The sequence below is a fragment of the Achromobacter sp. T5-5 genome (assembly GCF_055397965.1).
In genome coordinates this window covers 3,850,596-3,863,057 of the sequence record NZ_AP027919.1, presented here as the reverse complement: position 1 = coordinate 3,863,057, position 12,462 = coordinate 3,850,596, and the positions used below count along the sequence as shown (strand labels likewise).

Genomic DNA, 12,462 nt, shown 5'->3' with positions numbered 1-12,462 from the left:
GGAGGGGCGGCGCGGCCGGCGGCGGCGCATTGGGGAATAGCGCCGCTTTCTTCCCGCTTCTTGGCATATCGCTCAGGCCCGCCGCCTCCTAGAATCTCGGCGGGCGGCTTGCATTTCCACGTCAGCGAGCCGCAACGATCCCGTAGAGCATGTCCGAAGAAAGCGACCTCGAGAAAACCGAAGCCGCCTCTCCCAGGCGCCTGGAAAAGGCGCGCGAGGAGGGGCAGATTGCGCGTTCCCGGGAATTGGGGACGTTCATGATGCTGGCGGTCGGGGTCGGCGCCATCTGGGCGAGCGGCGGATCGCTGTACGAGGGCCTGAGCGGCGTGCTGCGCAGCGGGCTGGCGTTCGACCAGCGCGTGGCGCTGGACCCGGGCGTGATGGTCGAGCAGGCGGTCAGCGGCTTTGGCCATGCCCTGCTGACGCTGCTGCCGATCTTCGGCCTGCTCGCGGTGATCGCCGTGCTGTCCAGCGTCGTGCTGGGCGGGATCATCATTTCGACCAAGCCCCTGCAGCCCAACTTTTCCAAGCTCAGCCCGCTGGCCGGCCTGAAACGCATGTTTTCGGCGCAGACCGTCGTGGAACTGGTCAAGGCGCTGGCCAAGGCATTGCTGGTGGGCGGCGTGGCGGTCTGGGTAATCTGGCGCTATCACGACGACATGCTGGGCCTGATGCACGTGGCGCCGTCGGCCGCGCTGACCAAGGCGCTGAGCCTGGTGGCGATGTGCTGCGCCTTCATCGTCGCGTCCCTGCTGATCATCGTGATGCTGGACGTGCCCTGGCAGATTTTCAGCCACCTGAAGAAGCTGCGGATGTCCAAGGAAGACGTGCGCCAGGAGCACAAGGAAAGCGAAGGCGATCCGCACGTCAAGGCCCGCATCCGCCAGCAGCAGCGCCAGGCGGCGCGCCGGCGCATGATGTCCGAGGTGCCCAAGGCCGACGTGGTGGTGACCAACCCCACGCATTACGCGGTGGCGCTGAAGTACGACGAATCGAAGGGCGGCGCGCCGGTCGTGCTGGCCAAGGGAACGGGCATCATCGCCGCCAAGATCCGCGAGCTGGCCGCCGAGAACCGGATTCCCACATTGGAGGCGCCGCCGCTGGCGCGCGCATTGCATCAACACGTCGAGCTGGGGCAGGAAATCCCGGCCGAGCTGTATACCGCGGTGGCGGAAGTGCTGGCATGGGTTTTCCAGCTACGATCCTGGCGCTCGGGCTGGGGGCATGAACCGACAGCCCCCACCAGACTGAACGTGCCAGCCGAACTGGACCCGCAGGCAAAAACCGCAGCACAAGGAGTTTAAGGAATGAGCGCACTGCTCACCATGTTCAAGAGTAACGGCGCCGCGCATGCGCGGCTGCTGGCGGGTCCCATCCTGATCGTGATGGTGCTGGGCATGATGGTGCTGCCCCTGCCCACGTTCCTGCTGGACCTGCTGTTCACCTTCAACATTGCGTTGTCCGTGATGATCCTGCTGGTGGCCATGTTCACGCGCAAGCCGCTGGATTTTGCCGCGTTCCCGGCCGTGCTGCTGTTTGCCACCTTGCTGCGCCTGTCGCTGAACGTGGCGTCCACGCGCGTCGTGCTGCTGAACGGGCATACGGGTCCGGACGCCGCGGGCAAGGTGATCGAGGCTTTCGGGCACTTCCTGGTGGGGGGCAACTTCACCGTCGGGATCATCGTCTTCATCATCCTGACCATCATCAACTTCATCGTCATCACCAAGGGTGCGGGCCGTATCGCGGAAGTCGGCGCGCGCTTCACCCTGGACGCCATGCCCGGCAAGCAGATGGCCATCGACGCCGACCTGAACGCCGGCCTGATCGGCGAGGACGAGGCGCGCAAGCGCCGCTCGGAGGTCTCGCAGGAATCGGACTTCTTCGGCTCGATGGATGGCGCCAGCAAGTTCGTGCGCGGCGACGCCATCGCCGGCCTGCTCATCATGGCGATCAACATCATCGGCGGCCTGATCGTGGGCGTGGCCCAACATGACATGTCGATGGGCGACTCGGCGCGCGTCTACACGCTGTTGACCATCGGCGACGGCCTGGTCGCGCAGATCCCGGCGCTGGTGATCTCCACCGCCGCCGGCGTGGTCGTGTCGCGCGTGTCCACGGACCAGGACATCGGCCAGCAGATCATCAGCCAGCTTTTCTCCAACCCCAGCGTCCTGTTCCTGACCGCCGGCATCATCGGCATCATGGGCCTGATCCCCAACATGCCGCACGTCGCGTTCCTGACGCTGGCCGGCGCGCTGGGCTGGGGCGGCTGGATGCTGCGCAAGCGCGCGCTGGCCGCGGCCGTGGCGGCCGAGGAGGTGCCGCCGCAGGCGATCACCCAGGCGCAAGCCGCCGCCGCCGAGGCCAGTTGGGAAGACGTATCCATGGTGGACCAGTTGGGGCTGGAGGTCGGCTACCGCCTGATTCCCCTGGTCGACCACGCCCAGAACGGCGAATTGCTGCACCGGATCCGCAGCCTGCGCAAGAAGTTCGCGCAGGACGTGGGCTTCCTGCCGCCTGTGGTGCACATCCGCGACAACCTGGAGCTCAAGCCGAACGATTACCGCATCCTGCTGTCCGGCGTCGAGGTCGGCAACGGCGTCGCCATGCCGGGCCAGTGGCTGGCCATCGATCCGGGCGGCGTGACGATGCAGATCAAGGGTACGCCCACCACCGATCCGGCCTTCGGCCTGCCCGCGCTGTGGATCGACGGCTCGCTGCGGGATCAGGCCCAGGTGGCGGGTTACACCGTGGTGGACGCCGGCACGGTCGTGGCCACGCACTTGAACCACTTGATGCACCGCCACGGCTCGAACCTGCTGGGCCGCCAGGAAGTGCAGCAGCTGCTGGACCGCATCGGCCGCGATGCGCCCAAGCTGGTGGAGGACCTGGTGCCCAAGACGCTGTCGCTCACCGCGCTGCAGAAGGTGCTGCAGGGCCTGTTGTCGGAAGAGGTGCCCATCCGCGACATGCGCACCATCATCGACACGCTTTCCGAGCATGGTCCGCGCCTGGCGGCGCTGGCGGCCGGCTCGGGCGGCCAGCCCGACATCAACGAGCTGATCGCGCTGACCCGCCGCGCGCTGGGCCGGGCCATCACGCAGCAGTGGTTCCCCGGCGAAGGGGAACTGCGGGTCATCGGCCTGGATGTGAAGCTCGAACGCGTGCTGTCGCAGGCCATGACGACCAGCGGGGGCCTGGAGCCCGGCCTGGCCGACACGCTGCTGCGCGAGGCGCAACTGGCGGTCGAAAAGCAGGAATCGCAAGGCAATGCGCCGGTGCTGCTGGTGTCGCCGGTCTTGCGCGCGCCGCTGTCGCGCTTCCTGCGGCATCACCTGCCGCAGCTTGGCGTCTTGTCGAACACGGAAATTCCCGATGAGCGCATCGTCCGCGTGACGGCGCTGATCGGCGGGAGCAACGGGCAATGAAGATCAGCCGTTTTTACGGGGCAAACACCCGTGACGTGATGCGCCAGGTGCGCGAGGCCCTGGGACCGGACGCGTTGATCGTGTCGAACCGCAGCGTCGAGGGCGGCATCGAGGTGCTGGCCACCGTCGATGGCGCGTTCGACGAGGCGCCCGCGCAGACGCCGCCGCAGGAGTCGCCGGGTCAGGCGCGGCCGGGCCTGGCGCAGCCGGCTCACACCCAGCAGCCGCACACCCCGCAGCCGCACACCCCGCAGCCGCACACCCCGCAGCCCCAGCCGCAGCCGGGTTACGCGCAGCCGTCTTACCCCCAGCCGCCCCAGGAGCGCCAGCCCGCGAGTTCGCCGTTTGCCGCGCCGGCCGGGGCCGAGCGCCCGCCCGCCGCGCCTGCGGCAATGCCGTCCTTCCAGCCGCCCGCCGCGATGCCGGCGCCGGCATACGTGGCGCCCGCGCGGTCTATCGCCGCTTATCAATCCGCGTACGCCGCGTCAGCCCTGCCGGCGGACGAACCGTCGACGGCGCCGGCGTCGTTCGCGCCGCCCGCATCGCAGCCTGTCCCGCCCGTGTCGCAGCCGGCCCCGTCCGTGACGAACCCAGGCGCCCTGGCGGCGAATCGCGCCCCGGCCGCGCCGGCGGTCCCGGCAACGCCGATGCCGGCCGCCCCGGCAACGCCGATGCCGGGCGCCGCGGTGCGGGTCGAACTTCCCGCGCTTGCGCCCGCGTCGGCGCCTGTCGCCCGCATGGCCGCGGCCGCCGCGCCGTCCGTGCACATGGCCTCATCGGCCGCGCCGGCGGCCCCCATGACCGCTGCGCCCTCGGCCCACATGGCCACCGCGCCCGCCACCGCCTACCAGGAATCCCGCCACTACGCCGCGCCGCCCGCGCCGCCCGCGCCCGCGACGCGCGCGGCCGACGTGCCGCCCGCGCCATCACAACCGCCCGCGCCGCCCGCCATGGCGCGCACGCCGGACGCGCCGGTGCGCCCGCCGCACGGCACCCCGCCCGCCAGCCTGCCCGGCGATACGGCCGCCGGCCTGCAGGACGCGATCAGCGCCTTGCGCGGCGCGCTCGAAAGCCGCATGGATGGCCTGCTGTGGGGCGGCCGCCAGGGGCCGGGCCGCGAACCGGCCGGCGCCGCGCTGTTCCGCAGCCTGCTGGACGCGGGCTTTAGCACGAAGCTGGTCCGCACGCTGGTCGAACGCCTGCCGCAAGGCCTGGGCGCCGAGGCCGCGCTGAGCTGGGCGCGCAACGAGCTGGTGACGCACCTGCCTGTGCTGCGGTCCGAAGACGAATTCCTGGCCGGCGGCGTGTATGCGCTGGTCGGCCCGACCGGGGTGGGCAAGACCACCACGCTGGCCAAGCTGGCGGCCCGCTGCGTCGCCCGCGAAGGGCGCGAACAGGTCGCGATGCTGACGACCGACCTGTTCCGGATCGGCGCGCTGGAACAATTGCAGATCTATGGCCGCCTGATGGGCGTGCCCGCGCATTCGGTGCGTGACGCGGGCGAGCTGCGCCGCATCCTGGCCGAGCTGGGCAACCGCAAGATCGTGCTGATCGATACCACCGGCATCAGCCAGCGCGATCGCCTGGTGGCCGAGCAGGCCTCCATGCTGTGCAACGCAGGCAAGCCCGTGCGCCGCCTGCTGGTGCTGAACGCCGCCAGCCAGGGCGATACCCTGGACGAGGTGGCGCACGCCTACCGCAACGGCGTGGGCGAGGACGTGGCCGGCTGCATCATCACCAAGCTGGACGAGGCCACCCGCCTGGGCGCGGCCCTGGACACCGCGATTCGCCACCGCCTGCCCATCCATTACATGTCGGTCGGGCAGAAGGTGCCCGAGCACATGGAGCTGGCCCGCCCGGACGTGCTGATCGACCGCGCGTTCTCTATGGTGGAACGCGCCCGCGCGCTGTACACCCCCAGCGAAGCCGACCTGGCATCACTGGTGTCCTCGTCGCGCGAGCCCGACGCCGTGGATCCCGTGCGCCGCCGGCAGTTGCTGGCCTCGGCCATCCTGCCGCAGCAGGGCGGGGCGGCGTCGATCGCCGCCGCGCAGCGCCTGGACGACACCATTGCCTGGCTGGACAACGATGCGGCCTGCCTGCAGGCGCGCACCGCCTGGCGCGAGTATGTCGGCGACGGCGCGGGCGCGAGCCTGGCCGCGCTGGGCGACGAGCCGCTGGCGATGGCGCGCCGCGAGTTCTCCGCGGCCTGCAGCCGCAATCTGCTTGTGATGCACGGCAAGACGGCCATGAAGGGCGAGGCCTTGCCTGGCGGCACGCTGCTGGGCGCGGTCCTGATGAGCGACCGCGGCGCGGCGCTGGCCGCGCCGGCGCAGCAGCTCGTGCTGCCGCACGGGATGCTGACTTCCTTCGCGCCCGCGGCCCCGGCGCAGCCGGACCCGGCCGCGGCGCTGGCGGCGCGCGTGCGCTGGCTGGGCGAACGCCTGCCGTCGCTGCCGCTCGTCCATATGCTCGAGGCGGGCACGGCCGCGCTGTGGCAGTCGTTCAGCGACCAGGGCGTGTCGTGGGTGGCGCGCTGCCCGGGCGGCCTGCGCGTGTCCCAGGATGAATGCCCCACCAACCTGAACGCCGTCGGCAAGAGCGTGGGTTACCTGCCGGTGGGCCAGCCGGGCGACATGCCGGGCCTGCGCCTGGTGCGCGACGGCAAGACCGTGCCGTTGGCGCTGTGGGCGTCCGGCACCGAAGTCGTGCTGCCGGCCAAGGGGCAGGGCGCCAGCGTGCGCCTGGTCTGCGCGCGGCTGATCGACACGGTCAGCGGCGAGGTGGCGGGCCAGTTGTTCGGCGCCACGAATCTACCCGCGTCACAGGCCGACGCCGCGACGATTGCACGCTGGCTGGTCCTACAGGACGAGGCCAAGGCGGCCTTCCGCTACATGGCCAACGCCTGGCAGGCGTTGCCGGCGGTCGATGGCGCCCATACGCTGGCGCGCCAGTCGCTGATGGCGGGGCAGCTCGGCGCGGCGTGCTGGCAGCTCGCCCATTCCCCCGCCGCGGAGGTCGTGCGCGGCCCGTTGTCGGGCATCGTCGGCGTCGGATCCGAGCGCAAGCTGTCGGGCAAGATGCTGCCGGTGGCGCTGCTCAAGATGTTCGCGCTGCTGGAGATGACGGGCGGGGCGTGACCGACCCGGCGCCCGCGCGCCATCGAGCAAAAAAAAGCGGCGTGCCATGCACGCCGCTTTTTTTATCAGGACAGGAAGGCGTCAGCCCGCCACGATGGGCTTGCGCCCCGGCGCGCTGCGGGCGCCGCGGCCCTGGGCGTCATAGGTCGATGCGCTGCCGACGCCGACGTTGCGCAGGGCGTCCAGCGACTGCTGGGTATAGCGCAGGTGCACGTCGATGAGCGCGCCATTGCGCAGGTTGATTTCGCTGGCCGAGGCCGATTTGGTCAACAGGGCCTGCCACACGCCGGAAAGCTGCGGATACTGCACCGCCGCCTGTTCGGTGCCGGCATGGCCGGCGGGCAGGCCGATCTCGCTGAGCAGGTTGTCGCGCGTCTGGCTCAGGTCGACCAGTTGCTGGGCGACGCCGCGCTTGCGCTCGGTGATGAGGTTCAGCGCCTCGACGCTGCCCTGTCCGACCAGGACCTCGGTTTCTTCCTCGAGGATCGAGGAAAATTCGGTGATCAGGGCGTCTTCCTGCTTCATGCAGGATTGCAGGGCATCGACAAGGCTCATGACGGGCTGCTCAATACAGAAGGTGAAAGAATTACTTCAGCAGGTCGCGGGCGCTGGCGATCAGGCTGTCGGCGATGCGGCCGGTGTCGATCTTGAGCTGCCCGGACGCGATGGCGGCACGGATGGCCGCGACGCGCTCGACGTTGATGTCGTTCGAGCCGTCTTGCAGGGCCAGCATCTTGCGCGATGCCGAACTCAGCGCCACTTGCGAGCTGCTCGAGCCCGTGGCGCTGCCGGCGCCATAGGCCTGGCTAACCGCGGTCTCGGCGCGGGCACCGACGGCGTCGGCCGACAGGGGCCGGTTAGTGGTCGAATTGATTTTCAAGGTTTTCTCCGCAGGGCGTCCTGGGTCGGTTTGCGACGGATCCGCCTACTTATGTCTCTGTAACGACAAGGGCCGAAGGAACTTTAGGGTATACGCACACCCGTCGCAAACGCGATTTGTAACATTATCTATAGCTGTACTTCGACCAGGGTGGCGTTGCGGACGATGCCGCTGACCACTTGACCGCCTGCGGTGCGCACCTGGACGACGGCGCCGGGCGCCGCATTGTCCAGGGCCTCGCCTTCGCTGCTGACCATGAAACCGTTGCCTCGCGCGTTGATGCGCACGTTGGTGCCGCGCATTACCGACTGGGCGTTGCGCAACGATGAACTGCGGATGGGCTGGCCGGCGTTGATCCGGAACGCGGCCGTCATCCCGGCGACCGCCTGCGGGTCGGTGATGGCGCCGGGGGGCAGGGTGATCAGGTCGCCTTCGCGCGCGTCCAGGTCCGCGGGCGTCAGGGCCTGGCCCTTGGCGATCAGCCGCGAGGCCACGTAGTAGTGGCCGGACACGCTGACCGTCGCCTGCACATAGGCGGTCCAGGGCTTGGGCGCGTTGCAGCGCACGCCCACGGTCATCCGGGAGCGCAGCCGCATGCCCGACGGAAGAAATGGGGACAAAGTCTCGCAGGGCGTCAGGCGGTCGGTGCGCGGCGGGTCGATGGCAATGGCCGCTTCGCCGGGCAGGGAGGCCAGCCGTTCCTGCAGATAGGTCTGCGCCGCAATGACGACTGCTTCGGGCGCCTGGGCGGCCGACGCGTCCTGCGCCTGGGCGGCGGCGGCCGTGGCCAGCAGCAGGGCGGCAAGGCAGGCGCGCGCGTGTAGGAGTCTTGCGGAGATTTTCATGATGGATGAATTGTAGAAGTGGGCGGCGTTCGGCAATACGTGAATTGGATGAGAAATGACGGGTTATTTGGCTGATTGTGTTCAGGGTCCGGCCCCTATCATGCCGTCATCCAATGGGATAACGGTGTGCTGGACAGGCCCCGTGCGGACCCAAAGCAACGTATTGAAGGCGTCACGATGCTCGACAGGCTCAACGAAGATTTCCGGTTCTACCAGACTGCACTGGGACTGCGCGCCCAGCGCCAGGAGGTGCTGTCCTCAAACATCGCCAACGCCGATACGCCGCATTACAAGGCGCGCGACATCGACTTCAAGGCGGCGATGCAGAACGCCCTTGAAGGGTCCAAGCGCCTGCCCGATACGTCGCTCACGCTGACGTCCGCCCGCCACATTCCGGCCAAGGCCGTGTCGCAGGGTCCGACGGACCTGCTGTACCGCCTGCCGTACCAGCCCAGCATGGATGGCAACACGGTGGACATGGACATCGAGCGCGTGCAGTTCGCCGACAACACCCTGCATTACCAGAGCACGATGCAACTGATCTCCAGCCGCATCCGGGGCCTGCAGACCGCCATCCAGGATTGATCTTTAACAGGAGCGACAGGCAATGTCCTTGTTGAGCATTTTCGATATCGCCGGTTCGGCGCTGAGCGCGCAGTCGCAGCGCATGAACGTGGCGGCCAGCAACATGGCCAACGCCGACAGCGTGGTGGGGCCGGACGGCCAGCCTTATCGCGCCCGTCAGGTCGTGTTCCAGGTCAACCCCGCCGCGGGCCAGGCGCTCGGGCAGGAAATCGGCGGCGTGCGCGTGGCCGGCGTGGTCCAGGACCAGTCGCCGCTCAAGCAGGTCTACGACCCCAAGCATCCCATGGCCGACGCCCAGGGCTACGTCAGCATGCCCAACGTCGACCCCGTGGCCGAAACGGTCAACATGATTGCGGCATCGCGGTCCTACCAGGCCAACGTCGAGGTGTTGAACACCGCCAAGGCGTTGATGCAGAAAACCCTGACCATCGGTCAATCCTAATTTCCAGCCAGAGCGTATCCATGACCACCGTCGATCAATCCACGAGCACCACGGCCATGGGCCTGGCGCAAACCGGCGCCGCCAGCACCAGCACCGCGCAGGGCCTGCAGGACCAGTTCCTGAAGCTGCTGGTCACGCAGCTCCAGAACCAGGATCCGTTGAACCCGATGCAGAACGCGGAACTGACGTCGCAGCTGGCGCAGATCTCCACGGTGGAAGGCATCACCAATCTCAAGAACACCATGCTGGCCATCAGCGGGCAGATCGACGTATCCCAGTCGATGAATGCCGTGTCGATGATCGGCAAGGGCGTCCTGATCCCGGGCACCAAGGTCAAGGTCGGCGTCGATAGCGTCAATCCGGCGGACCGCGTGGTCACGCCGTACGGTCTGGACCTGCAGGGCGATGCCACCAAGGTGCAGGTTCGCATCTCGGATTCGAATGGCGCCGTCGTGCGCACCATCGAGCTGGGCGAGCAGAAGACCGGCGTGTACACGCTGGAATGGGACGGCAAGAACGACGCCGGCGTGGCGCTGGAGGCGGGCGCGTACAACGTGTCCGTGCTGGCGACCGACGCCGAGGGCACGAAGGTCAATTCGGAAGTGTTGAGCTACGGCATGGTCAAGAGCGTGGCGTACTCCACCAACGGCCTGCGTCTGGACCTGGGCCTGGACGGCCAGACCAGCATGCTGGACGTGCGCAAGGTGGTCGGCGCCTGAATCAGGCGGATATGAATCGGTGCCGGCGCACGGGCGGCGGCTTTTCCACTAAAGAATTAGCGATTAGCGAGAGTAAACATGGGCTTCGGACAAGGATTGAGCGGCTTGAACGCCGCTGCGCAGAACCTGGACGTCATCGGCAACAACATTGCCAACTCCGGCACCGTCGGCTTCAAGTCGGCGACCGCTTCGTTCGCTGACGTCTACGCCAGCTCGCGCGTGGGCCTGGGCGTCAAGGTCTCGGCGATCAACCAGCGCTTCACGGTCGGCTCCGTGACGGGCGGCGGCGGCGAATACGACATCGCCATCGACGGCGCCAAGGGCATGTTCCGCGTGACGGACCAGGCCGGCGCGGTCATGTATACGCGCAACGGCGAGTTCCTCGTCGACAAGAACAACTTCATCGTCAACGCCCAGGGCTACCGCCTGACCGGCTACCCGCCCGGCGCCGTCGGCGCGAACCCGGTGGAACTTCAACTGCCCACGGCCAACGTGGCGCCCCTGGCCACCACCAGCGCCACGACCGTGGCCAACCTGGATGCGAATGCCAAGGTCATCTACCTGACCGACACGGTGACCTCGCCTGCCGTCAACGGTTCCGTGACGATGACCGGCACGACGCCGCCGCTGCCCGCCGATACCTATGAGTTCACGCGCGACGCCGTGGGCAATATCGTGTGGGTCAACGCGCCGCCCGCCGGCGATTACGGCACGGCGCCCAATGTCATCACGGTTGACGGAACTGGCGCGGTGACGGCGGGCGACCTTACCCAGGTTGCCGGCTACGTCGACTACACCGCCGCCGTCACCGAACTCGGCCGGCCCTTCGACCCCAAGCTCTCCGACACCTACACGAACGCCTCGCCCATGACGGTGTTCGATTCGCTGGGCAATTCGCACCAGGTCATGCAGTACTTCGTCAAGCGTCCGGCCGTCGGCGGCACCAGCGTGTACGACGTGTACTACACGATGGACGGCCAGGCCATGGCGCCCACGACCGAGGCGGGCGGCGTCTGGGGCAACCCCCAGCAGTTCACGTTCAACAACGCCGGCACGCTGACCAGCGCACCGGTGGTCAACCTGACCTTCGCCCAGCCCGGCGGCACCGCCACCCCGGCCGATCCGCTGAACGTCGCGATCAACTACACCGGCACGACCCAGTACGGCAGCAACTACAAGCTGGTTGCCAAGCCCGACGGCTACACCTCCGGCGAATTCAGCGGCATCAACATCAGCACCGACGGCAGCCTGGTCGCCAGCTACACCAACGGCGAAACCCAGGTCGTCGGCACCCTCGTGCTGGCCGACTTCTCCAACCTGCAGGGCCTGCAGCCCGTGGGCAACAACGCCTGGAAGGAAACGGCGGCTTCCGGCCAGCCGATCCTGGGCCAGCCCGGCACCAACAGCATGTCGACGGTGGTCGGTCAGGCGACCGAAGCGTCCAACGTGGACATGAGCAAGGAGCTGGTCAACATGATCATCGCCCAGCGCACCTACCAGGCCAACTCGCAGACCATCAAGACCCAGGACGAAATCATGCAAGTCCTGATGAACCTGAAGTAAAGCCCGCAGGGCAAGTGACGACACCGACGACACCGACGGAATAGGCAATGGATCGAATCATCTACACCGCCATGAATGGCGCAGCGCGGATCACGGAGCACCAGGCCGCGCTCTCCAACAATATGGCCAACGTGAACACGGCGGGCTTTCGCGAGCAGATCGCGCTGTACCGCTCGGTTCCGGTGACGGACGGGGTGAGCCTGCCTACGCGTGTGTCGACGGTGGCGTCCACGCCCGGCAACAGCTTCCAGATGGGCACCATGCAGACCACGGGCCGCGACCTGGACGTGGCGCTGTCCAGCGAAAATGGCTGGATCGCCGTGCAGACGCCGCAGGGCGAGGCCTACACGCGCGCCGGCAGCCTGCAGGTCGGCATCAACGGCCTCCTGCAGACTTCGCTGGGCCAGCCCGTCATGTCGGACCAGGGCGGCCCCATCGACGTGCCCGACCAGGCTTCGCTGACGATCACGTCGGACGGCACCATCACGGCCATCGGCGCGGGCGACCCGCCGAACAACATCCTGAACCTGGGCCGGCTCAAGCTCGTCAACCCCGACAACGCCCAGCTCGTGCACGGCGATGACGGCGTCTTCCGCATGGCGCCGGTCAACGGCCAGCCCGCGCCGCCGCTGCCGGCCGACCCCGGCCTGCGCCTGCTGTCGGGCGTGCTGGAAGGCAGCAACACCAATCCCATGGCGTCGATGGTGGGCATGATCGAAAACGCCCGCCGCTTCGAGCAACAGATGCAGGTGATCCAGCAGTCGGACCGCAACGCGGAACGCGCCAACGGCATTCTGTCGGTAAGCGCCTGATTTAAATAACATTTCGCTCGCGGCCGAGCCGCGGCACCGGAGTACTTC

At 68.1% G+C, this 12,462-nt stretch carries 11 protein-coding genes; 8 read left to right on the top strand and 3 right to left on the bottom strand.

What is annotated here, in order from left to right; genetic code table 11:
- The first annotated feature begins 149 nt into the window (after positions 1-149).
- From flhB to flhF, 3 genes are all read left to right on the top strand, one after another.
- Complete coding sequence (flhB, locus tag ACZ50Q_RS17595) at positions 150-1,304, top strand: flagellar biosynthesis protein FlhB (protein ID WP_076521354.1); 1,155 nt, start codon at positions 150-152, stop codon at positions 1,302-1,304.
- A gap of 3 nt (positions 1,305-1,307) precedes the next feature.
- Entirely contained in the window at positions 1,308-3,428 is a 2,121-nt protein-coding gene (gene flhA, locus ACZ50Q_RS17590) for a flagellar biosynthesis protein FlhA (RefSeq protein WP_076521353.1), read from the top strand.
- Positions 3,429-4,099: 671 nt separating this feature from the next.
- Complete coding sequence (gene flhF, locus ACZ50Q_RS17585) at positions 4,100-6,568, top strand: flagellar biosynthesis protein FlhF (RefSeq protein ID WP_464082009.1); 2,469 nt, start codon at positions 4,100-4,102, stop codon at positions 6,566-6,568.
- An 81-nt stretch (positions 6,569-6,649) separates the two neighbouring features.
- Here the strand turns inward: flhF and ACZ50Q_RS17580 are convergent, their stop codons facing one another.
- From ACZ50Q_RS17580 to flgA, 3 genes are all read right to left on the bottom strand, one after another.
- Positions 6,650-7,123, bottom strand: coding sequence for a flagella synthesis protein FlgN (locus tag ACZ50Q_RS17580; RefSeq protein ID WP_076521351.1), 474 nt, complete (start codon positions 7,121-7,123; stop codon positions 6,650-6,652).
- Between the two features lie 31 nt (positions 7,124-7,154).
- Positions 7,155-7,448 carry a flagellar biosynthesis anti-sigma factor FlgM gene (gene flgM / locus ACZ50Q_RS17575; protein ID WP_092582852.1) on the bottom strand — a complete coding sequence of 98 codons (294 nt, stop codon included), beginning with the start codon at positions 7,446-7,448 and terminating at the stop codon, positions 7,155-7,157.
- 128 nt (positions 7,449-7,576) lie between these two features.
- The gene (flgA, locus tag ACZ50Q_RS17570) at positions 7,577-8,293 is read right to left on the bottom strand and encodes a flagellar basal body P-ring formation chaperone FlgA (protein ID WP_464079112.1); all 717 of its coding nucleotides are present in this window, start codon (positions 8,291-8,293) and stop codon (positions 7,577-7,579) included.
- Positions 8,294-8,470: 177 nt separating this feature from the next.
- Here flgA and flgB point away from each other — a divergent pair, with 177 nt between their 5' ends.
- The 5 genes from flgB to ACZ50Q_RS17545 all read left to right on the top strand — a co-directional run bounded on the left by flgB (position 8,471) and on the right by ACZ50Q_RS17545 (position 12,414).
- Positions 8,471-8,878, top strand: a complete 408-nt coding sequence (flgB, locus tag ACZ50Q_RS17565; RefSeq protein WP_076521349.1) for a flagellar basal body rod protein FlgB — start codon at positions 8,471-8,473, stop codon at positions 8,876-8,878.
- A gap of 22 nt (positions 8,879-8,900) precedes the next feature.
- Positions 8,901-9,320 carry a flagellar basal body rod protein FlgC gene (gene flgC / locus ACZ50Q_RS17560; RefSeq protein ID WP_092582853.1) on the top strand — a complete coding sequence of 140 codons (420 nt, stop codon included), beginning with the start codon at positions 8,901-8,903 and terminating at the stop codon, positions 9,318-9,320.
- Between the two features lie 20 nt (positions 9,321-9,340).
- Positions 9,341-10,039, top strand: coding sequence for a flagellar hook capping FlgD N-terminal domain-containing protein (locus ACZ50Q_RS17555; RefSeq protein ID WP_092582854.1), 699 nt, complete (start codon positions 9,341-9,343; stop codon positions 10,037-10,039).
- A gap of 78 nt (positions 10,040-10,117) precedes the next feature.
- Positions 10,118-11,602 (top strand): flagellar hook-basal body complex protein, encoded by a 1,485-nt coding sequence (locus ACZ50Q_RS17550; protein WP_464079111.1) that lies wholly within the window; start codon positions 10,118-10,120, stop codon positions 11,600-11,602.
- A gap of 47 nt (positions 11,603-11,649) precedes the next feature.
- Positions 11,650-12,414 carry a flagellar basal body rod protein FlgF gene (locus ACZ50Q_RS17545; protein ID WP_464079110.1) on the top strand — a complete coding sequence of 255 codons (765 nt, stop codon included), beginning with the start codon at positions 11,650-11,652 and terminating at the stop codon, positions 12,412-12,414.
- Positions 12,415-12,462: the final 48 nt, after the last annotated feature.